Annotated in this window: 16 protein-coding genes; 11 read left to right on the top strand and 5 right to left on the bottom strand. The window is 41.4% G+C overall.

The window, feature by feature from the left end:
• From EHW67_RS06205 to EHW67_RS06195, 3 genes are read right to left on the bottom strand one after another with little or no spacing between them, the layout of a single operon-like run.
• Positions 1 to 2,343: an alpha-glucuronidase family glycosyl hydrolase gene (locus EHW67_RS06205; RefSeq protein ID WP_126161486.1), complete on the bottom strand. Its 2,343-nt coding sequence runs from the start codon at positions 2,341 to 2,343 to the stop codon at positions 1 to 3.
• 33 nt (positions 2,344 to 2,376) lie between these two features.
• Positions 2,377 to 3,072: a formylglycine-generating enzyme family protein gene (locus EHW67_RS06200; protein WP_158285085.1), complete on the bottom strand. Its 696-nt coding sequence runs from the start codon at positions 3,070 to 3,072 to the stop codon at positions 2,377 to 2,379.
• 20 nt (positions 3,073 to 3,092) lie between these two features.
• Complete coding sequence (locus EHW67_RS06195) at positions 3,093 to 4,316, bottom strand: hypothetical protein (RefSeq protein WP_158285084.1); 1,224 nt, start codon at positions 4,314 to 4,316, stop codon at positions 3,093 to 3,095.
• A 482-nt stretch (positions 4,317 to 4,798) separates the two neighbouring features.
• On the opposite strand from EHW67_RS06195, the gene EHW67_RS06190 reads away from it, so the two are divergent.
• The 8 genes from EHW67_RS06190 to EHW67_RS06155 all read left to right on the top strand — a co-directional run bounded on the left by EHW67_RS06190 (position 4,799) and on the right by EHW67_RS06155 (position 13,762).
• A complete protein-coding gene (locus EHW67_RS06190) occupies positions 4,799 to 5,224 on the top strand; it encodes a rhodanese-like domain-containing protein (RefSeq protein WP_317126850.1) in 426 nt (141 codons plus the stop codon).
• Positions 5,225 to 5,270: 46 nt separating this feature from the next.
• A complete protein-coding gene (locus tag EHW67_RS06185) occupies positions 5,271 to 5,543 on the top strand; it encodes a heavy-metal-associated domain-containing protein (RefSeq protein WP_126161483.1) in 273 nt (90 codons plus the stop codon).
• Between the two features lie 18 nt (positions 5,544 to 5,561).
• Positions 5,562 to 6,566, top strand: coding sequence for a Tll0287-like domain-containing protein (locus tag EHW67_RS06180; RefSeq protein ID WP_126161482.1), 1,005 nt, complete (start codon positions 5,562 to 5,564; stop codon positions 6,564 to 6,566).
• Positions 6,567 to 7,154: 588 nt separating this feature from the next.
• On the top strand, positions 7,155 to 8,459 hold the full coding sequence (locus EHW67_RS06175) for a TolC family protein (protein WP_126161481.1): 1,305 nt from the start codon (positions 7,155 to 7,157) through the stop codon (positions 8,457 to 8,459).
• A 72-nt stretch (positions 8,460 to 8,531) separates the two neighbouring features.
• Positions 8,532 to 9,611 carry an efflux RND transporter periplasmic adaptor subunit gene (locus EHW67_RS06170; RefSeq protein WP_126161480.1) on the top strand — a complete coding sequence of 360 codons (1,080 nt, stop codon included), beginning with the start codon at positions 8,532 to 8,534 and terminating at the stop codon, positions 9,609 to 9,611.
• A 305-nt stretch (positions 9,612 to 9,916) separates the two neighbouring features.
• Complete coding sequence (locus EHW67_RS06165; RefSeq protein WP_126161479.1) at positions 9,917 to 13,114, top strand: efflux RND transporter permease subunit; 3,198 nt, start codon at positions 9,917 to 9,919, stop codon at positions 13,112 to 13,114.
• 116 nt (positions 13,115 to 13,230) lie between these two features.
• Positions 13,231 to 13,536 carry a carbohydrate kinase family protein gene (locus EHW67_RS06160; protein ID WP_126161478.1) on the top strand — a complete coding sequence of 102 codons (306 nt, stop codon included), beginning with the start codon at positions 13,231 to 13,233 and terminating at the stop codon, positions 13,534 to 13,536.
• Positions 13,537 to 13,555: 19 nt separating this feature from the next.
• Positions 13,556 to 13,762 carry a YgaP family membrane protein gene (locus EHW67_RS06155; RefSeq protein WP_126161477.1) on the top strand — a complete coding sequence of 69 codons (207 nt, stop codon included), beginning with the start codon at positions 13,556 to 13,558 and terminating at the stop codon, positions 13,760 to 13,762.
• 104 nt (positions 13,763 to 13,866) lie between these two features.
• On the opposite strand, the gene EHW67_RS06150 is transcribed toward EHW67_RS06155, so the two are convergent.
• Both EHW67_RS06150 and EHW67_RS06145 read right to left on the bottom strand, forming a co-directional pair.
• The gene (locus EHW67_RS06150; protein ID WP_126161476.1) at positions 13,867 to 15,570 is read right to left on the bottom strand and encodes a SusD/RagB family nutrient-binding outer membrane lipoprotein; all 1,704 of its coding nucleotides are present in this window, start codon (positions 15,568 to 15,570) and stop codon (positions 13,867 to 13,869) included.
• A gap of 21 nt (positions 15,571 to 15,591) precedes the next feature.
• The gene (locus tag EHW67_RS06145) at positions 15,592 to 18,951 is read right to left on the bottom strand and encodes a SusC/RagA family TonB-linked outer membrane protein (RefSeq protein ID WP_202911911.1); all 3,360 of its coding nucleotides are present in this window, start codon (positions 18,949 to 18,951) and stop codon (positions 15,592 to 15,594) included.
• A gap of 468 nt (positions 18,952 to 19,419) precedes the next feature.
• Here EHW67_RS06145 and EHW67_RS06140 point away from each other — a divergent pair, with 468 nt between their 5' ends.
• Genes EHW67_RS06140 through EHW67_RS06130 form a run of 3 tightly spaced genes read left to right on the top strand, consistent with a single transcriptional unit; the run spans position 19,420 to position 21,396 of the window.
• Positions 19,420 to 20,928 carry a sodium:solute symporter family protein gene (locus tag EHW67_RS06140; RefSeq protein ID WP_126161475.1) on the top strand — a complete coding sequence of 503 codons (1,509 nt, stop codon included), beginning with the start codon at positions 19,420 to 19,422 and terminating at the stop codon, positions 20,926 to 20,928.
• A gap of 1 nt (position 20,929) precedes the next feature.
• Positions 20,930 to 21,145, top strand: coding sequence for a hypothetical protein (locus EHW67_RS06135; protein WP_126161474.1), 216 nt, complete (start codon positions 20,930 to 20,932; stop codon positions 21,143 to 21,145).
• Positions 21,146 to 21,162: 17 nt separating this feature from the next.
• Complete coding sequence (locus EHW67_RS06130; RefSeq protein WP_126161473.1) at positions 21,163 to 21,396, top strand: uS11 family ribosomal protein; 234 nt, start codon at positions 21,163 to 21,165, stop codon at positions 21,394 to 21,396.
• Positions 21,397 to 21,401 lie beyond the last annotated feature (5 nt).

The following is a 21,401-nucleotide window of genomic DNA, read 5'->3' as shown; positions in this document are numbered from 1 at the left end:
TTATTGTTGTTTTATAAGCCATACATCGGTTACCCGGGATTGTTTTCTCCAGTTTAGGTGTTCCTCATCGGGCTTGTCAAAACTTATTTTTAGATGACCATCCTTTATTAAGTCCTTGGGAAGTGGGAATTCTTTAAATTCTTCAAATCCTTTTTCATATTTGGTAGGTTTTAGGCGTTGTCCATTGGCTCTTAAAAGGGCCTCTCCATAACCGGATACACGAATTAGATAATTGGAAGCTGGGTCCAAATCACGGTATTCCAAGGTGGGGGTAAATTGGAACAATTGGGTAGATAGGCGTTTTCTACTTAGACCATCGTTTTCCCAAAGAAAGTCTATGGCATCATCGGTTTTGGAGGTTACATGTCTTGCATCGGCACTGGATATATTATCATAAAAACTGCCTTCTCCCGGAAATTCATAGTTTCTGATAAAATCCAATCGGGCTAGTTTTTCTTTTTCAGTTTTTAGGGTTTCTATTTTTTTGAACTCGTCTTCCAACCACCACCTATTGTTCAGCGGATGATCTATAAAATCCAGTATAGCTCCCCTTTCGGCACTTCTGGCCCCATATTTTTCCACGCTGGTCTGTGCGCCTATAGATTGGTATAGTTTTTCGCCATACACAAACACCTTTTCTTTTAGGTCCTGGGACACCTTATGGGTATCGGCTTTTTTAAGATGTTGCATGGCCCGGTTCATAGCCTCTTCTGCCCCAATAGTATTTGCGTTGGCCAGTATGTCATACGCTTCGGCCTCCAAGCTTTTTTCGTAGGCAAGTCGGTCTTGGATATAAGCGTCGTAATAGGCGCGTAAGATAAGTTGTTGCCATCGCCAGTTATTGGCCAGATTAGGTTGGCTTTCCTCCAATTTTTTCCATAACGCCAAGGTTTCTTTTATTGTTTTGTTTTCCAAAATGGGGCCATCCCAATTTTCTTCCAGGGCAAAAATACCCGTGGCCGCTTCTTTGGCCACGCCTGGTCCAAAGAAAAACTGGGTGTATTCCTGTATTATGGTTTTGGGATCTTTTTGGGAATCCCATCCCAATTGGCTCCAAAGTACTTTATTAACGTCATCATGGGAACCATCCGAATAGGTAATAAAGCCATCGGTATAGGGGCTGTCCCTGTTAAATAATTTAGTGTACATAAGTGGTTGGGGGTTTATAGGTTCCCTGCCCAGGGTAAGGGCATAGGCCTGATCCCAATTTTCCACTGGATAATGGCAGCGTACGGTATGGGTGATGTCTGGATAAAAACGGTGCATATATTTTTTGGGCAACATTTCTCTTTCCAGTTTTATTGGCGGACTGCTAGGACCATAGACCAGCCCCTTGAGCCAGTCCGGCTTATTTTCTTCCAGGTATTTAAAGAAGTAGTCCACTTTTTCTTTGTTAAAGCCCTGTAAAGAAACCCAAATTCCTGCCTGGGGGTGGTATTTTTTCAATATGCCGTGTAAATCCTTTAGGTATGGTATTAAAAGGGAAGGGTGGTTTTCCCCGGGATCGCCACCGGGAACAAAGACGGCATCCAATCTGGGGCAACGTGCATAGAAGGCCTCTTGCTCTGCGAGTCCTTCTTCATGGGCATTTTCTATGGCCAAGTCATGCGGTGCCGGTGTCCACACCCAGTAATTGGCGTCGTATTTTTGACAGATTTTGCTTAGTTCCACTTCCATGATCTGCGGATCTACCTTAAAATGCGGGCTGGATGTGGGTTCTTGAAAGGGGATGTTCTCAAAGCTATTGGCTCCAAAAAGTATTTGTTCCCTAAAATGTTGTTCGAATTGCTCTACAGTCCAAGCGTCCCATGAGTTGGCGGTGTTCCTATATCCAAACTGGTGGCCTCGTAGGGCGTATTCCGGTGCTTCCGAAAAATCTGTATTGGCCGCCAAGGTAATTCTACCCTCACTCATTTTAACCGTTCTCAGGAGCTTGCCAATGCCATAAAGGATGCCTCTCTCGTCTGCCCCTATAATCCATAGCGTGTTCTTGTCGCCTTCCACTTCATGTAAAATGCGATATCCCTCTTTCTTTAATTCCGGGATATCTTGGCCTTCCCGAATAGGAACTTTTAACCCGAATGATTCCTGTTCACTGGCCAAGACCAGCGCAATATTTGTTTTGGAGTTCCCATCAGTATTTATAGGCAGTTGAAGCTTGGTACGTTTTTCAATCTCTTCCACAAGAATATTGCCGGCAGTTTCCTGCACGGGCGTTTTGATCTGGGGCGATATTATAATGTTGGCTTGGGAAAGATCCAGGATTTTAGGATTTTCTTCTGTGCAGGCCAGTAGAGTAGTAGCAATGATACATACCAACCAGCTATTTAGTCTTGTTTTCATTTTAAATCATTTATTTTAAGGCATCCCAAAGTGTTAATCAATGTCCTTTACACATCGTATGCCAACGGGGTATACGTGTATTTTCTCGGGCAATACATAATAGCGATGTGAGGTACGTATAAAGGAATGGTTGTTAAAGTTGGACCCTCCCCGCATTACTTTATATTTTTCACCGTATTGTTCCATGGGAACGGTATTTCCGGGGTATGGTTTATACCAATCCGAAGTCCATTCCCATACGCTTCCAGCCATATCATAACAGCCATATGGACTTGCAGGTTTGGCTATGGAAGCCCCGCGAGTTTCTTTTTGGTCCCAAACTACATAGGTATTATCATAGGTATTGCCCCAAGGAAAAACACGACCATCTGTGCCTCTGGCAGCTTTTTCCCATTCTTTCTCCGTAGGAAGTCGTTTTCCGGCCCATTTAGCATAAGCATCGGCCTGGGACCAGGTGACAATTACGGCATTGTTCTTTTTTTCGGGGGGAAACTTAAAAGAAGGGTCGAACCTAGCAAATTCTTCATTGCTCACCTCATATTTATCAATAAAAAAGGCCTTGGTACTCGCAATTTGCCGTGGCCGCTCATCCGGGTCGCCATAGGTACTCCCCATAATGAACTCCCCTGCTGGGACATAGACCATTCCTTCTGGAGGGGTAGGCCCTTCCTGCGCAACAACTAAAAGTGAATGTGCCAACAAGCTTAGCAATGATAAAAAAGTTTTCATGTGCATCTTATTATTTGTGATTACCATTTTTCATCAATTATACCGTAATACCTCCCAAACCAATAGTTTCTAATCATAGCGGCGGCAGTGCGTTCCTCTTCCGCCTTTACCAATTTAATACTTCCATCTTTCTGAGGAATTTTAAATTCCCTCGTATTACGGTCAAACCCCCACATATCCTTAATGCCCTGTTCTTTCTCTTCGGTAAAGATATCCTCACCCGTAAGTACCTTATAGACCATTAGAAACCAAATATTGCTTTCCCAGGTAAATTCTATATCCCTCCAATCGTACCAGTGTCTGTTAAGATTCATACGGTATTTGTTAAGTAGGTTGGGGTCGTCCTCCAATCGCATAAGCATGTAGAGAGAACGTGCAGCGTGGTAGTCGTCCCCTACATTTCGCCATTCCTTGGGAAATAGAATTTTGGAATTTATTTGGTGGTCGTCATAGTGATAGCGGTCTATAAGCATGTGGTAGGCCGCATTGTAGCGTTCCTTGCCTGTAATATGGTGGGTTACCTTTAGGGCGGCCAGCATTTCCAGGGAGTTGAGTTCTTGGTGCGGGAGATTGGGACAAAAGTTGCCCCATAAGGTCATTTTTCCATCCAGGTCCGTAAGTTTAAAATTGTTATCCACTACCCGCCCTATAAATCGGTCCAGCAGGGCGGCTGCTTTCTCTTTGTATGCCGCATCGGCACAGAGTTCCCAGAAAGTCCCCACTCCATAGAAAATGGAGGTGAATTTATCGGCACTTAAATCGCCCAGCCAACGGTAACCGGGCATGGAAGTAGATTGATGCCATTCATGGTACCAAAATACTTCCTCATGCCATAGCGGTTCATTGGTTTGGTTAAAACTACGGGCTACCAAGCCCTCCACGCCCGTTACCTTTTCCAATTTCAATATGGCCTGAAAAATTTCATTGGCTATTTTCCTGTCCTTGGGGTTTTTGGTAATGGCATACTTATGGGAATAAGCGGCCAGCATTTCTGATGTAGGGTCCAGGCAATCGGCTTGGGAGCCTATGATAGGCCTGTCCAATCCGGCAGGTGGGAAGATTACATGTTGCATAATAGCTCCTTCGTTCCAATGGTTGCCAAGCATTAATTCATTAAACATGGCCACCTTTTTGTGCAGCGGGTCGGTTTTTTTGGGAAACTCATTTACCTTTTGTGAAAATAGTTGGGGAGAAAGAAAAAATAAGTAAACCCAAACCAAGGGTATTAATACATTTTTGTGCATGGCCTTTGTACAATATTGGTTAAACATGTCTGGTATGGGTCTTTTTGATTATTATGGTGCCAAACTATCTATATAGCATAAGGATCATCAGGGCAATACGCCTTCTAATATTGCGGTTTTTATTAGGTGTTAAACATGTATATGATGATCAACTGTGCTAAACAATACAATAATATTAACTTATTTTAATCAATAAAACCAAATAAATATTGGTTAGGGTTAATATATAATGTGCATTGAGTAATATTTATTAAAGCCAAGGTCCAAGGTCCCAATCAATGAGCTGTTTTCAGGATAGTTTAGGGGTATGGTGTAGTAGTCATCTTTAACAAAATTACCATAGGTGTTGGTAGCCGATAAACCGTCAAATTTTTAAGGAAATGCCTGGCCTTGTGACTTTTGGGTGGATTGTGAATGTAACAAAGGTTGCTGTGCGGACTTCGTCCCTGTAGTATCTTTACCGTATTAAATGTTTTGGTTGGTTGTTTAAGGAAACGGTCACCGCAAAAGGTGGCAGTTTCCTTTTCTTAACATTCCCTATCAAAAAATCTAAACAAAAAAATATGTCCATTTTCAGTACACTTTTCGGAACAAGTAAAGAGAAATCCGATACAATAGAAATATTAGATCCATCTGATTTTTCAGAGGCAATATCAGGGAAAAAGGTTTTTCTTGTAGATGTACGCACTCCAAATGAATACGGAGCGGGTCACATAAAAAATGCTATAAATATTGATATTTTTAATGCTGGGAACTTTGAAAGATCCTTTGAAAAAATGCCGAGAGAAGAGCCCGTTTACCTTTATTGCCGTTCAGGGGCAAGAAGTCAGAGAGCAGCTCGTAAATTGGTAGGGATGGGCTTTGAAAAAGTTTATGACCTCAAGGGAGGATATATGCGTTGGAGATAATTACCGATAGCTTAATAGATTTTAATATTTGTCTTAAATTAATGCTATGAAATTGACACTTGGTGTTCAAAATATAAAATGTGGGGGTTGTGCAAAGACCATTACCACCAAATTATATGAATTGGAGAATATTACAGATGTTATGGTGGATGTAGACTTGGGAACGGTAACTTTTGAATCCAATAATGTTGCCGCCACCCAAGATTTAAGGGATAAACTTAAAGCCTTGGGATATCCAACTGTGGACGCGAAGAATGGCCTAGGAGATAGGGCCAAATCTTTTCTTAGCTGTGCAACGGGTAGGTTGATAAAGGAATAAATTAAAAAAATAAGCTGTATGAAATATTTAGCTTTCTTGACAATCTTTTTAATGACTCTTGCGGGCTGTAAGGATGCCAAAAAAACAGAGTATAAACCGGTTGAGACCACATCCAAAGAAGGGACCGGTGATAAGGCAACTACACACCCAGGTAAAAAAATAATTGAGAGGGAGTGCTATTTATGTCACAGTCCCACAGCCTCCGAGGCCAGCATGCTTGCTCCGCCCATGGTTGCGGTTAAGAAGCATTATTTATATGCTACGACTACCAAAAAGCAGTTCATTGAGGCTATGGTAGATTGGATAAACGAACCAAAAATTGAGAAATCAAAAATGCCAGGAGCTTTGAAGCGGTTCGGAATAATGCCCTATCAGCCCTATCCCGAAGAGACCATTGTGCAGATAGCGGAATATATGTACGAAAATGAAATTCCCAAGCCCGAATGGTTTGATGACCATTTTCAGAAAGAACATAAAAATGGAAAAGGCAATGGGAAAGGAATGAAGGGTGATCGTCAGGAAATAGCCCAATCTATATATGGTAACCAGGGTCTTGGCTATGCCAAAAGTGCAAAGTCGGCCTTGGGTAAAAATTTAATGAAAGCCATTCAGGAGAGGGGTACGGGAGGCGCTGTGGAATTCTGTAACCTACAGGCCCTAAAGCTCACCGATAGTATATCTTTAATGAACAATGCCATCATAAAAAGGGTCACCGATAAACCCAGAAATATGGCCAATAGCGCAAATAGTGAAGAATTGGAATATATAGCATCCTTTAAAAAACAGCTTGCTGCGGGCTTGAAAATAGAGCCTATTGTAAAGACCCACAAGGGGGAGGTAAATGTATATTATCCTATTGTCACCAATGCCATTTGCCTGCAATGCCATGGAAAACCTGTGGAGCAGATTAAACCCTCTACTATGGCCGTACTCCAAAAATTATATCCAGACGATAAGGCTATTGGCTATAGCGCAAATGAGGTGCGTGGCATCTGGAGCGTGGTGTTCAACGAGAATAAGTAAGATAGTTGCGCCAATGGGCAATAGGATATGGACCATACTTGTATAGGGGTTTAGCAGGGACTATAGGATGGTTGTACGCTGTGTAGATATTTTATTTCATGGGATTGCTCCATTTAATTGCTTGGCAGCAATTATTTTTCTTTCCCCACCCTTATTCCAACCAAATACTCTAGGCCCTTTCCAAATACATTAATACTTGGGCAAATAAGGAAGGAATTTCCCCAAAAAAATTGGAGTTGCCCTATGTGAACCACTTCATGCAACTTTTTTGCCCATTGTATTAAAGTCTCAATCAATGCTGCCATCACAACAGTACAGCAAAACCTACAATACCATCCCTATAAACACCTTGGGGGTTTTGGCAAGGACCTTGAATTTTGAGGGGATACTTATGAGCCACAATGTTTAGCCTAGGAAGGCCATACCCCAATAATCTAAAATAGCTAGGAACAGTTGGAACTCCAATATGTGTGTTGTTATAGGATCACTGATTTTTTTCCTCGGTAACATTGGTTACAGTTGTGGGTAACATTGGTTACTGTGCAATCCTTTTCCTCCCCCTAATTTTGTCTTAAATAAACATACAACATGAAGAATATCATATACATACTTTCATTTTTGGGCAGCTTGTCCTTTGTGCACGCTCAGGAAAGCGTGTTGATCAGCAAGGAGGAAGTGCTTAAAAAAGTGAGGGAAAATAACAATACCATAAAAATATCCCAACAGAATGTGTTGGCCGCCAAGGGAGATTATAATCAGTCCAATGTGGTGATTTTGCCCAATATAAGTGTATCCCATACTGCAATAGCGACCACCAATCCCTTGATGGCATTTGGTTCTAAATTGAACCAGGAAATTTTGACCCAAGCCGATTTTAATCCCCTTTTATTGAACAACCCCAGTCAGATACAGGATTATGCTACACGTATAGTAGTGCAGCAGCCTTTGGTGAATCTGGACGGAATATATCAACGCAAGGCGGCCAAGGCCAAATTGAATGCTATTGGGTTAAAGGCGGATAGGACCAATGACTATATAGATCTAGAGGTAGAAAAGACCTATATGCAATTACAATTGGCGTATAAGTCGGTCACCGTTTTGGAACAGGCAAAGAAAGCCGCCAATGAAAATAGGCGTTTGGCCGAAAATAGTTTTAAACAGGGGTATCTTCAAAAATCGGATGTCCTGGCCGTTGAGGTTAGGCTTACCGAAATAGAGAATCAGTTGCAGTACGCCCAGAGCAATGTCCATAATGTTTCCAATAAGCTGTCGGTTTTGATGAACGATGATAACTATGGTCTTTTACGGCCATCGGATTCCTTGACCCTAATGGTCAGCGATATTTTTACGGAAAGATTGCCCGAAAATAGAAAGGACGTACAGGCTATGGCCTTGTCCACTGAGGCATACCAACAAATGCACAGGGCAGATAAAATGAGTTTCCTTCCTAGCTTAAATGCTTTTGGAACCTACGAATTGCACGATGATGAAATATTTCAGGGCAATGCCAATGGATATTTGATAGGGGCAGAATTAAAATGGAACATTTTTGAAGGCAGCAAACGTTTTGGAAAAACTCAAAAAAGTAAGGCCGAATACGAAAAATCCAAATTGGAACTGCATCAATATAAGGCGGAAAGTCAGGTAGAATTAAATAGGGCCATGCGCTTGCTTCAAGATGCCAAAAATAATTTGGAGCTTACCTCCCTGGCCATGCAACAGTCGGAAGAATCCCTGCGCATACGTACCAACAGATTTGAACAGGGCTTGGAGAAAACAAGCGATCTCCTCAATGCGGAAACACAATTTTCCCAAAAGAAATTGGAGTATTATACCACCATTTATAATTATAACTACGCCTTGGCCTATGTAAAATATTTAACCAAGGAATAATAGGTTTAGGCCATAACTCAAAGGAAGCAAAACAGAATATGTGCATACAGCACTAAAAATTAAACGAAAATCATGCAAACAAAATTATACACAGTAGCGCTCATCACCCTAGTCATGACGATTAGTAGTTGTGGGAATGATAACAAAAAAGTGGAGCTGGATAATACTCCCGCTGTTACGGTAAAGGTGAATACGGTTTCTGAACAGAAAGGTGGTACCTACCTAACCGCCAGTGGAAAAATAGAGGCGGTGAACAGTGCCAATATCAGTACCCGTATGATGGGTTATGTAGATAAGATATATGCACAGGTTGGGGATAAGGTAAGTAGGGGGCAACTATTGATAAGTATTAACAATGCTGATCTTTCTGCCAAACTGGCCCAGGTAAATGCTGGAATAGCCGAGGCAAAAGCGGCCTTTAACATAGCCGAAAAAGATTACAACAGGTATACTGCCCTTTTTAAGGAGAACAGTGCTTCCCAAAAGGAAGTAGATGACATTTCGGCCAACTATAACATGGCCAAGGCACGCTTGGAAGCGGCCAAGCAAATGAAGAATGAGGTGAACGCACAGTTTTCTTATAGCAATATACGGGCTCCTTTTAACGGTGTAGTGACCAACAAATTTATAAAGGTTGGGGATATGGCAAATCCTGGAATGCCCTTATTGGAAGTAGAAAGCCCTGGGGATTTTCAAGTATTGGCCATGGTACCAGAATCGGAGATTCTTCAGATTAAATCCGGATCGGAAGTAACGGTCTTGATCAAAACGCTTAATGAAGCCGTTAAGGGAAAAGTGGAAGAGGTGAGTACATCGGCAAAAAATACAGGAGGTCAGTATATGGTTAAGGTGATGCTGGACAAAACCGAGTATAACCTGCTCTCCGGAATGTATGCTACAGTTCAATTTCCAACGGTAAAAAAGAAGAATACCAACAAAGTACTTATTCCTTTGGATGCCGTGGTGCAAAATGGTCAGTTATCCGGAGTATATACGGTAAGTGAAAACAATACGGCACTATTGCGCTGGTTGCGTTTGGGCAGGACTTATGGCGATAGTGTTGAAATATTGTCCGGACTATCCGCTGAGGAAGCGTACATACTATCTGCCGACGGGAAGTTGTACAATGGGGCCAAAATAAGTATTCGGTAAACGAAGATTCAATAAAGGGGTTAGCGTTAGGGATTGCAGCGGTTACCCCAGGTCTTTTTAGCGGATTTAGGCTAAAAAGGAGCTGGAGTAAAAGCGGAAAGCCCGACCTGAGCCATCCTGCATGATGTTCATGTGAGATCTCCAATTTGCAGGGGTTCAAGGTCACCGAATCCTGCAAGGTCACCAATCTTGCAAGGTCTCCAAGACCTTGTAGGTAAAAGCCCAAGACAGGACAAAACCTTGCAGGTATAAACACAAAAGAATAGGCGAAGGGAACGCCCAAATAAAAAAACAATAAGCAAAAGATGAAAGAAGGATTAGCAGGCAAAATTGCCAAAGCGTTTATAGGGTCCAAGTTAACGGTTCTTTTAATGATCGTATTCATGGTCATTGGGGTATACAGTTCGTTTCTGATTCCACGGGAGGAAGAGCCTCAGATAGATGTGCCTATGGCTGATATCTTTGTGGGTTACCCAGGGGCGAGTCCCACCGAAGTGGAGAGTAGGGTGACCAAACCCTTGGAAAAATTAATCTCCAATATTAAGGGTGTAGAATATGTGTATTCTACCTCTATGGAAGAGCAGGGGATGGTTATTGTGCAGTTCTATGTGGGCGAGGATATAGAACGTTCCTTTGTTAAACTCTACAATGAGATTAACAAGCATATGGATATTATGCCACAAGGTGTAACCTTTCCATTGATAAAAACAAGGGCAATAGACGATGTTCCCATGCTGGGACTCACCTTATGGAGCGAGAACTACGATGACTACCAACTAAAGCAAATTGCCCAGGAACTTACCGATGAAATTGAAAAGGTAAACGATGTTTCCGCTACCAAAAAAATAGGGGGACGCGATCGTCAATTGCGGGTAGTATTGGACAAGGATAAAATGGCGGAAAGCGGATTGGATTTCCTTTCCGTAGCCCAGATGATAAAGGCCAATAACCAGCAATTAAGTGGTGGTACCTTTGACAAGAACGATACCGAATTTATGGTAACCACCGGCAAGTTTCTGGAAACTGCTGCCGATGTGGAAAATTTGGTGGTTGGGGTACAACAGGACCGTCCCATTTATCTAAAGCAGATTGCAAGCATACAGGACGGACCCGAAATACCCAAGGAATACGTGTCCCTAGGTTTTGGGCAGGGAAGTGAAAAAGGGGAGACATACAAAAGCGAGTACCCTGCAGTGACTATTTCCATAGCCAAGCGCAAAGGTGCGGATGCCATGAAGATTTCGGATATTATTCTGGAAAAGGTAGAACACCTTAAGAAAAGCCTTATCCCGGATGATGTGCATGTGGAGGTTACCCGAAATTATGGGGAAACGGCCTCCCATAAGGTATCGGAGTTGTTAATGCACCTTATAGGGGCCATTATAGCGGTAACCTTGGTAGTGATGTTGGCCATGGGATGGCGTGGTGGATTGGTAGTATTTTTATCGGTCCCCATCACCTTTGCCCTAACCTTGCTCAGCTATTATATGTTGGATTATACGTTGAACCGTATCACCTTGTTTGCCTTGGTTTTTGTTACGGGTATTGTGGTAGACGATTCCATTATTATAGCGGAAAATATGCACCGGCATTTTAAAATGAAGCGCTTGCCATTTAAGCAGGCTGCCTTGTATGCCATTAATGAAGTTGGGAATCCTACTATTTTGGCCACTTTCACGGTAATAGCTTCTGTATTGCCAATGGCTTTTGTATCGGGTCTTATGGGGCCATATATGTCCCCAATGCCTATAGGGGCCTCTATTGCTATGCTGTTGTCCCTTTTTGTTGCCCTTACCATTACGCCTTATTTGGGGTATATTTTCCTAAGGGAGAAGGATAAAAAAGGAGAGGAAAAGAAAGAAAAGCCCTTGGAGGAAACTATAATCTACAGAATATACCACAAGTTAGAAAGTCCTTTGATAGAGAGCAAGAAGAAGCGTTGGTTGTTTTTAGGAATTACATTTTTGTTGTTATTGGGGTCCATTGGGATGTTCTTTACCAAATCTGTAGCGGTTAAAATGTTGCCGTTTGATAATAAGAACGAGTTTCAGGTGGTCATAGACATGCCCGAGGGCACTACCCTGGAACGCACTGGGGTAGTAGCTAGGGAAATTGCCCAGTATTTAAATACGCGTCCCGAAGTGGTAAACTACCAAAGTTACGTGGGCACTTCTGCCCCTATCACCTTTAACGGTCTGGTACGTCACTACGACATGAGGGGCGGTAGTAATATGGCCGATATTCAGGTGAATTTGGTAGATAAGGGCGATAGAAGTGCCCAAAGTCATGAGATAGCCAGTCTTTTGCGTCCGGAGATACAGCGGATTGGAGAAAAATTCAACGCCAACGTAAAGATTGTTGAGGTACCACCAGGCCCTCCGGTTTTATCTACCATTGTTGGGGAAATATATGGTCCTGATTACGATACACAGATAGATATTGCGGACCAAGTACAACAGATATTGAAAAACACCTCGGATGTGGTGGATGTAGATTGGATGGTAGAAGCCGATCAGATAAAATATGAATTCATCATAGACAGGGAAAAGGCCATGCTTTATGGGGTGGCTCCGGAGCAAATAGTACATACAATGAATATGGCCCTGTCCGAAAGGGCGGTGACCAATCTGTATGATGAAAATGCCTCCAATCAAATTGGGTTGATACTGGCTTTGGATGAAAAGGAGAAATCTTCCATTCAGGACATCGCACAATTAAAGGTAAAATCGGAACATGGAAATGGTAATATGGTTCCTATAGCAGATTTGGTAAGCATTGAACAAACCACTAGGGCCAAAAACATTTATAGAAAAAACCAGAAAAGGGTGGTATATGTACTGGCCGATATGGCCGGGGAATTGGAGAGTCCGGTGTATGCCATCTTGGGAATGACCGATAAGCTTAAGGCCATGGATTTGCCAAAGGGCTATTCCATAGATGAACTCTATATAAAACAACCCGATTTTGAGGACAATTACACCGTAAAATGGGATGGGGAATGGCAGATAACTTTAGAGGTATTCCGGGATTTGGGATTGGCTTTTCTGGGTGTGATCATCATTATCTATATCTTGATCGTGGGATGGTTCCAGAATTTTAAGGCCCCAATTGTAATGATGGTGGCCATACCCCTGTCCCTTATCGGGATTGTGTTGGGGCATTGGATGCTGGATGCCTTTTTTACGGCTACTTCCTTTATTGGTATGATTGCCTTGGCCGGTATCATGGTACGGAACTCGGTTTTATTGATAGATTTTATCAATCTGAGATTGGCAGAGGGAACTCCCTTAAAACTAGCTGTAATTGAGGCCGGTGCCGTAAGGACCACCCCTATTTTATTAACGGCAGGTACTGTGGTGATAGGGGCATTTGTAATCCTTTTTGATCCTATCTTTCAAGGGCTGGCCATATCCTTAATGGGCGGTACCATTGTATCTACGGTGCTAACACTGCTGGTTGTGCCATTGGTGTATTATATGATTGAAAGAAAAAATTATAACTAACTATAGTAAGCTGGGACGGTGGCTATTGCCAAGAATATGTCCGGGACATGCTTGAAGGGGCTTAAGGGAGCATCTCCCAAGTGCTTATTAGAAACATAAACACAGAATTCAACATTATGAAACTACTTATTGTGACTGTTGTGGAAGAGTACTCCAAAGACATCCTTGGATTGTTTAAAAAAGCCAAGATAGAGAACTTCAGCGGTTCGGATATAGATGGCTATAAAAATCCGGCTACGATGCTAATGGCATCAAACTGGTTCCCTACTGAAAAGGGAGGGGTAGAATCTGTTCTGTTTTTTTCCTTTACCACGGATGAAAATATTGAAATCCTTTTTCAACTTATTTCAGAGTTCAATATTAATTTGGAATCCAACAACCCTATAAGGGCGGTGGTGGTTCCTATAGAAAAATACATTTAGTAACCTTAAAAATTATATTATGATCAACAGATATATTAGAGCAATTGCCGGATCCTTTATAGTGATAAGTGTAGTATTGGCAATTTATGTAAACATAAATTGGTTATGGTTTACCCTTTTTGTTGGGGCCAACCTTTTTCAATCTGCCTTTACCCAATGGTGTCTTATGGAGAAGATTTTATTTAAGCTGGGAGTTAGAAAAGATGGGGACAGTTGTACCGTATAAACGCTTAATAGTTTAGAGGGTTTGGCTATAAATAGAAAAAAATACCCTGGGCAACCAGGGTATTTTAAAACTAACTCAAACTCAATAAATAAAACTCAAACTTTTTACCAAGGTGTGCTAACGCCTTGTACAATCCATGGTCTGGCATACGGGCTGTCATTAGGATCTGTTGTGCTATATGGGGTTTCTTCCAAAGAAGCGGCTCCAGCGTTATAATTGGTGGTGTTTATGTTAAGTTCATCACTAGGATAAATGAACCTTAGTGGCATTACATCTTCTCTGGCAAAGGGTCCTGCGCTTAAATCTGGAAGCCCGGTTCTTCTCCAATCCAAGTAGGCTTCATCGCCATTGAACATATTTGCGATCCATTTTTGTTCCATGATCTGCTCCAAAGTTCCGTTGAAAGCAACACCGGTATTGGTAATATAATCGCTGTAGGTATCCCCAACACCCCATACTTCCAATGAGGCTTTAATACCTTCCAAATAATTTCCTTCCGCATCGGAACCCCAGCCTCTTACTGCTGCTTCTGCCTTTAAGAAAGACAATTCTGCATAAGAGAACAGTCTTGCTTTTAAAAGGTTGCCTCCATCATCTTTTTGGTTGAATACTTCATTCATTAAAGATACATATGCATTTGTACCCCCTCTTGAACCATCGGCATTGTAATTGTACTCATAAGGGTCAATACTACTCACAGCAACCGGTAAACCAACATAAACGCTGCTGGTATCAATTAATTTTTTACCGGCCTCCAATTCTGCGGCATAGGTATCTGGGGAGTAAATGGCATATAGGTTACCTAAGATATCCTCGTCTACCAAGACCTCATCTGTAATATAACGAATGCCATCTACTTCGGCCACAGGTCCTCCACCTGGAACTTCAGCAGGAGGAACAACCTTGGTAGGTACTTCCACAGGTGCAAACCAGATGTCAATTCTTGGATCTTCCAACTCTTTTAGTTTATCGGTCATAGTAGTACATGGCTTTACCCTATGAAAATCCGAAGCCGTGCCAAACTGTCCACTATTGGGCCATGATTGATTAGATGTACCACCTATGTAAGCCAACACAAGTTCATCATCAATATCACTGATCAAGGGCTTGGAAAGCGTACTGGTTACCCCAGCTTCAGCAAACGAAGGAAGTTTTTCTGATAATCGCATATAGTAACGAAGGGCTAATGAGTTGGCCAATTTCTGCCACTTGGAAGCATCACCTCCATAAAACACATCTTGATCTTCCACCACGCCTTCATAGGAGTCAGCACCTAGGAGACTGGAAGCAGTTTCCAAATCGGCTATAATACCCTTATATACTGTTTCTTGTGTATCATAAGCAGGTAGTTCTCCTTCTGCTTCAGTACCTTTTAAGGCATCAGAATAAGGAATGTCACCGTAATAGTCGGTTAAATTTCCAAACAGCATTGATTTCAATATCAAGGTAACCCCTTCGTGAAAAGGCAAGCCAAGTTCTACAGCTCTGTCATAGGCAACTTTATTGGTTCTTAACAATCCGTAGTTGGAAGACCATATAGAACCAGTTTCCCAATCATATCTGTTGCTGGACCATGAATCGCGCTGGGTATACTGTGCAGCATTACCGGTATCATTGGCATATCCTCTGCTGGTTGTACTTGTTGCTAGGCCTGTCATTACAGTACTCATCAACAAATTTGGATCGGCCATACTGGGCTCTATTCCATTTGGGTTTTCATTGATTTCAGCAAGGTCGTTATCGCAGGAAACTACAAGCAATAATGGAACCAATAGAAATCTGATAGCTATGTTTTGTATTAATTTCATATCCTTATTTTTTTAATATTTTTAGAAACTTGCGTTTAGTTTAAGACCTACAGGTATTGCCCATGGCTGAATGTTATATCTCTCAACCCCTTGGGACAGGTTGCCCTGAGAATTCTGGAAGGCAGATTCTGGATCAATGTTGATTCCCGCTTTGGTCCATAGGATAATATTACGACTAAACAGCGATAGTGATAAATTACGCATTCCTATTTTCTGGGCTATTTTGTTATCAAAGGTATAGCCAAGAGAAATCTGTCTTAGTTTTACAAAATCGGCATCAAAGGTTGAAGCCCTGGTAAAATCCCAAGCGTAGTTGTCACCATAGGTATGGTATTGTGTACCTGGTCCACCAATATTCTCTTGGTCGGCTATAAAGTTACCTTGGTCATCATAGGAACCTATGACCCCTGGTAAAAATACGCCGTCATTTAAACCATCAACAGGAAAACCACCATCTTCAGCAGTTGGTCCTCCAACAAGTGGGTAAAACTCACCATCTGGCGATAAAAATATATCAGCATTATCTCTAATATAGGTTGGGATATCGCCAACATCACTTAAATCAAATACCTTATTAAGCCATCTGGTTGTCTGTAGATCGGACTCATAATACCTCATGGTCTGGGAAACAAACTGTCCACCTTTTCTCCAGTCAAAGTTCATGGATAGGTTCCAATTCTTGTACTGTAGGGATGTTTGTAGCCCTATGTTGAAATCTGGGTTGTAATTGCCAATAACCGGAGCAACCCTGTTCCCATCTTCATCGGACAAGGTACGGTCACTGTTCTCCCAACCCTCATCGTCCAATAAAGGCCAGCCGAAATATTCTGAATTGGGGTCGTCTACCCTAACAAAATCACGATCAACAATCTGACCAACTTCTTCACCTACCCAAGTATATGCACCTCCTTTTGCCTGGCTCCAAAACTGAACATAATCTGTTCCTGGGGCCAATTCGGTGATAATGGTTTTATTGGTTGTAAAGGTTAGGTTCATATTCCAGTTAAATTCATTACCCTGAATTAACTTACCACCCAAACTGGCTTCAAAACCTTTACTGTTCAGGTTACCTGCATTAAAAAGTTTTGTGCTGGCACCGGAAGATACTGGAAGTGATTTTTGGAATATTTGATTTTCATTGTTCGATTCGTAATAGGTGAAATCCATATTCAATCGATTCTGGAAAAGCGATAAGTCAAAACCAAATTCCGTAGAAGTATTAAGCTCGGCTTCAATATTATCGTTCTTTAAGGCCGAAGCTACCGCCAACTGTGAGGCAGGGCCCCAATCCCCTGTATTGCTTAAGATAGAAAATAAATTGTGCGGGCTGGTATCGTTACCGGACTGCGCCCAACCTACTCTTAGCTTGAACAAAGATACCTTGTTGCCCATATCGAACATATTGTTCAGTAATATACTTGTTGATACTGAGGGATATAGGAAGTCGTTATCGCTTTCGGGCAAGGTACTGGACCAGTCATTTCTAAGCGTTGCATCTACAAACAACATATTTTTATAGCCAATATTACCTAAGGCGTACAAACTATTAACACGTTCTTTGGATTGGGTTTCATTATAATCAATATTGTCGGCTGCTATATTGGACAAGAGGAATAGGTTTGGTATAACTAAACCAGAGCCCCCATTTTTGGTTTGTGTAGATACAACTCCATTGTTTACATTCCTAATATTACCACCCCCTGATAAACTAAAGTCGAAGTCGTCATTTAACTTATCCTTATACGTAAGTAAAAAATCAGCATTGCTTTCTACCCCATCCAGGTTTACCAATCCATAGGCGCCGTTTGGCTCCCTGCTAAAACCACTGGATATCTTGGTTTCCCTTACTTCGCGACTATCATTATAGGCGTAGCGCAGCATTAGGGAAAATTTATCGGAAAACGCATAGTCTGCTTGAAAATTACCATACAACCTCTTTCTTTCAAAGCCGTTGTTTATTTCATAGGCCATAAAATAGGGGTTGTTGTATTCAAAATCAGATGGGTCATCACCAAAATTATAAGGTGCGTTCTGAAGCTGGCCTTCTACTAACCAATAATCTTCCAGATCACGAATATCAATATGCGGGTTAATGTCATATAGTGCCTGTAGTGGATTTGCATTTCTATCGGTGGTTGATGGTCTGTTATCCGCACCTGAAATAACATATTTTAAACTGGAGGTGATTTTTAATTTGTCCGTAACATCAAAGGTACTGTTGATAGCTAAACTGTTTCGTTCTAAATCCGAATTTGGAATAAAACCTTCATGCATCATGTTCGTATAAGACAAACGGTAATTCATACGATCGGTATTGTTTTCTATAGCAATCGTATTGGTTGAAGTTATGGCAGATTCAAAGAAATTTTTGGCATTGTTCCGTCCTTTGGAAGTCAAAGGTGTTGCATTGGCTACACCACTTGCTATTTCTTCAGCGGTATATGGCCATTGAATTGCACTTAACCCCTTATCCAATTCAGGACCTACCCAGCCGGAAGAGGTTTCATCTATTTGGGAAGTGTTGGGATCTGGCCTACTACCGTTAGCAAAACGATTGCTTTTTTCCAAGAACTTATATGGAGTTTCATACACATTACTAGAACTAAAGGAAATACCTAAGCCCTTACTCTTTTTACCAGATTTAGTGGTAATCAAAATAACACCGTTACCCCCTCTGGAACCATATAATGCAGCGGCACTAGGTCCTTTAAGTACAGAGACACTTTCAATATCGTCTGGATTCACATCGGCAATACCGCCACCGTAATCCACGGCAACACCACTACCTACGGTTCCTACGTTGGTAAGGCTACTGCTTAGTGGAACTCCATCAATTACATACAATGGTTGGTTGTCCGTAGTTAATGAAGAGGCCCCACGAAGTATTACACTTACAGTGGATCCTGTACCACCGGTAGAATTAATCTGAACCCCAGAAACCCTACCATTCAATGCATTCAATGCATTTTCCTGTGTAACAGTGGTTATGTCATCCCCACTTACCTCACTAACAGAATACCCCAAGGATTTCTTTTCCCTGGAAATACCCAGTGCGGTAACCACTACTTCATCCAATTCCTCGGATGAGGTGGACAAGGTTACGTTTATGGTGCTTTGGTTGCCTACGGATACCTCCTTGGTTTCCATTCCTAAATAGGAAAAGACCAAAACAGAGCTGCTGTTAGGTACCGTTATACTATAATTTCCATCAAAATCGGTGGTGACACCGTTGGTAGTTCCCTTAACTACCACGGATACCCCCGGTAGTAATTCTCCGTCATCACTGGTGACGACCCCTGTTACTCCTTGTTGTGCCAACACGATTCCTGTGACCATGCTGAACAAAAAGAACGTCATAAATTTTAAGCTTCTTTTTTTCATATTTATCTCTATTAATTGGTTGGGTTATATGAGTTAGTTAACAAATCTATTGTAAAATTATCGTCAAAAAGCATAGTATTTTATTAGATACTTATGGAATCTTACCACCTTTAGGGTGAATATTAAGATTTGGGAAAATTTAGGTTAAGATATGTTTGATTTTTAGCAAGAATATTATCCTATTGTAAACGGCATGGTTTTGTAGCGCGGAAGAAGTTGAGGGATTATATCATATTGTTAAATTGGAAATACCTATTCATATAGCATTTACCTTATACCGTATATAAGTAATAAGTATGGCTTGTGAAATGGCAAGGGTGAAACTGCTACAATTTTAACTTTAATAACGGTAAATTAGGTAAAAAACCTGCACTTGTGTTAAAATATCATGTAAATGAAATAAGATTTACTTATTCAATCCCCGCTATTTCAATTTAATTTGTACGTAAATAACCAAAACACCAAACAATGCTAGCAGGGATAGATTATTTTATAGTAATAGCCTATATAGTAGGAATGCTATTACTGGGGCTGTATTTCAAAAAATTTGTCAATAATTCCGAGGATTACTTTTTAGGGGGTAAAAGCCTGCCTTTTTGGGCTATCGGGATGTCCATTGTAGTTTCGGATATAGGGGCTTTGGATTTCGTTGGGGTTTCGGGACAGGCATATAGATATGGTATTTCTGTTGGTAATTTTGACTGGGTGGGTTCTGTTCCTGCCATGTTGTTGGCGGCTTTTATTTTTATTCCTTATTTCTGGCGAGGGGGTATGTATACCATACCGGAGTATTTGGGGAGACGGTACAATCAGAAAGTAAGGACCATTGCCTCGGTCACCTGGATACTGTTTTTTGCCTTGGATTTAGGGGTTCTTTTTTGGGCCAGTGCGGTGTTATTAAATGTTCTTATGGGATGGCCCATCTGGATTTCAATTGTTGCCACTGCTGGCGTGGTTGGTCTATACACCTATTTTGGAGGGATTACGGCTGTAATTATGACCGATGTAGTACAGTTCGTAATAATGTTCATAGGAGGTTTTGCCCTAGTTTTTCTTAGTCTTTACGAAGTGGGAGGTTGGGATAACATGGTAGAGAAGATCTCAACTATGGGACCAGAGTATCGCAACCACTTTGATATTATCCAACCTCAGGATACTAAATCGCCCTTTCCATGGACTGGAATTTTATTCGGCCTAACATTTGTTATGGCCAATGCCTACATGATAGGGAACCAGTCTATTGTGCAGCGCTGTCTTACGGCCAAGAACGAATGGCACGCCAAGGCGAGTATGATTTTTGGATCTGCCCTTAAAATGTTTATCCCAATTTTAGTGCTATTTCCTGGACTTATGGCAGTCGTGGTTCATCCCGGATTGGCCGATGGGGACCAAGCACTTCCTATGATGATTAAATCTATTCTGCCCCCAGGTTTGGTGGGATTAATGTTCGCCGCATTTTTCGCAGGTCTTATGTCCAGTGTGGATTCATTGTTGAATTCAACGGCTACTTTGTTTACAAAAGATATCTACGAGCCTTTTATTAAAAAGGGGGCAGATGATAAGCACTATTTAAAAGTGGGACAGATTACGACCCTGGTGCTCTTGCTTATTGGAGTTGCGACCTCACCTATTAGCAGCGATTTCCCTGGAATTTACGTGGCAATACAAACCTTTATGTCCTATTTCCAAGGACCAATATTTGCCATTCTCCTATTGGGTATATTCTGGAAACGAACTACAGAATGGGGTGGCCTATCGGCATTGGTCATTGGTATTGGATTTGCCATTTACCTAAATGTGTTTAAGGAACAATTCTTTACCATAGAAGATCCGTTTCTCTATATTTCCTGGTGGTCTTTCCTATTAGGGTTTATAGTCAATGTGGTAGTAAGTTTGCTTACCAAAAAGCACACCGAAGAACAACTTAAAGGCTTGGTGTTTCGTTCTAAAATTTTAGTGGAAAATAAAAAACTGTAATATGTTCAATTTTGACTGGCTTTCCGGGGTTTCGCAAGAAACTGCAAAAATGATATTTCTTTCAATGTATGCACTAATAGGTCTATTAGTGCTGTTATTGCCCACGGAGTATATTTACGAGGGCATTGCCAAGGAAGATAGACACTGGTGGAACAATTTAAAACTATGGTCTATTGTCGTACTTTCTATATTGGCATCTATTTATAATCATTTTTAACCCTTTAAAAAACAAGTATGGAGACAAATGAAATAAATGCGGGTTTAAAGGCCGCTCAAATTAATAATGCTCTTGGATTTTTCATTATGGTTTTTGGGGTTATTGTACTTTTTGCCATGATCTTTACCGAAACATTCGTAGAACATATGACCGATATGGTCGCTGGTTTAATACTAATATCTATTGGCGGGGGAATGATGTGGAAGGCAAAAAGGACCATAAAGAAAATTAAATCTAAGAAGGAACTATAAGCCTA

The organism is Arenibacter aquaticus (assembly GCF_003957295.1).
GTDB lineage: Bacteria > Bacteroidota > Bacteroidia > Flavobacteriales > Flavobacteriaceae > Arenibacter > Arenibacter aquaticus.
The sequence above is the reverse complement of the archived record's forward strand: the minus strand, read 5'-3'. Positions and strand labels throughout refer to the sequence as shown.

Bases quoted from the DNA above. Each gene is read 5' to 3' on its own strand.
- EHW67_RS06205 (WP_126161486.1), bottom strand. From the start codon at position 2,343: ATGAAAACAAGACTAAATAGCTGGTTGGTATGTATCATTGCTACTACT.
- EHW67_RS06200 (WP_158285085.1), bottom strand. From the start codon at position 3,072: ATGAAAACTTTTTTATCATTGCTAAGCTTGTTGGCACATTCACTTTTA.
- EHW67_RS06195 (WP_158285084.1), bottom strand. From the start codon at position 4,316: ATGCACAAAAATGTATTAATACCCTTGGTTTGGGTTTACTTATTTTTT.
- EHW67_RS06185 (WP_126161483.1), top strand. From the start codon at position 5,271: ATGAAATTGACACTTGGTGTTCAAAATATAAAATGTGGGGGTTGTGCA.
- EHW67_RS06180 (WP_126161482.1), top strand. From the start codon at position 5,562: ATGAAATATTTAGCTTTCTTGACAATCTTTTTAATGACTCTTGCGGGC.
- EHW67_RS06175 (WP_126161481.1), top strand. From the start codon at position 7,155: ATGAAGAATATCATATACATACTTTCATTTTTGGGCAGCTTGTCCTTT.
- EHW67_RS06170 (WP_126161480.1), top strand. From the start codon at position 8,532: ATGCAAACAAAATTATACACAGTAGCGCTCATCACCCTAGTCATGACG.
- EHW67_RS06165 (WP_126161479.1), top strand. From the start codon at position 9,917: ATGAAAGAAGGATTAGCAGGCAAAATTGCCAAAGCGTTTATAGGGTCC.
- EHW67_RS06160 (WP_126161478.1), top strand. From the start codon at position 13,231: ATGAAACTACTTATTGTGACTGTTGTGGAAGAGTACTCCAAAGACATC.
- EHW67_RS06155 (WP_126161477.1), top strand. From the start codon at position 13,556: ATGATCAACAGATATATTAGAGCAATTGCCGGATCCTTTATAGTGATA.
- EHW67_RS06150 (WP_126161476.1), bottom strand. From the start codon at position 15,570: ATGAAATTAATACAAAACATAGCTATCAGATTTCTATTGGTTCCATTA.
- EHW67_RS06145 (WP_202911911.1), bottom strand. From the start codon at position 18,951: ATGAAAAAAAGAAGCTTAAAATTTATGACGTTCTTTTTGTTCAGCATG.
- EHW67_RS06140 (WP_126161475.1), top strand. From the start codon at position 19,420: ATGCTAGCAGGGATAGATTATTTTATAGTAATAGCCTATATAGTAGGA.
- EHW67_RS06135 (WP_126161474.1), top strand. From the start codon at position 20,930: ATGTTCAATTTTGACTGGCTTTCCGGGGTTTCGCAAGAAACTGCAAAA.
- EHW67_RS06130 (WP_126161473.1), top strand. From the start codon at position 21,163: ATGGAGACAAATGAAATAAATGCGGGTTTAAAGGCCGCTCAAATTAAT.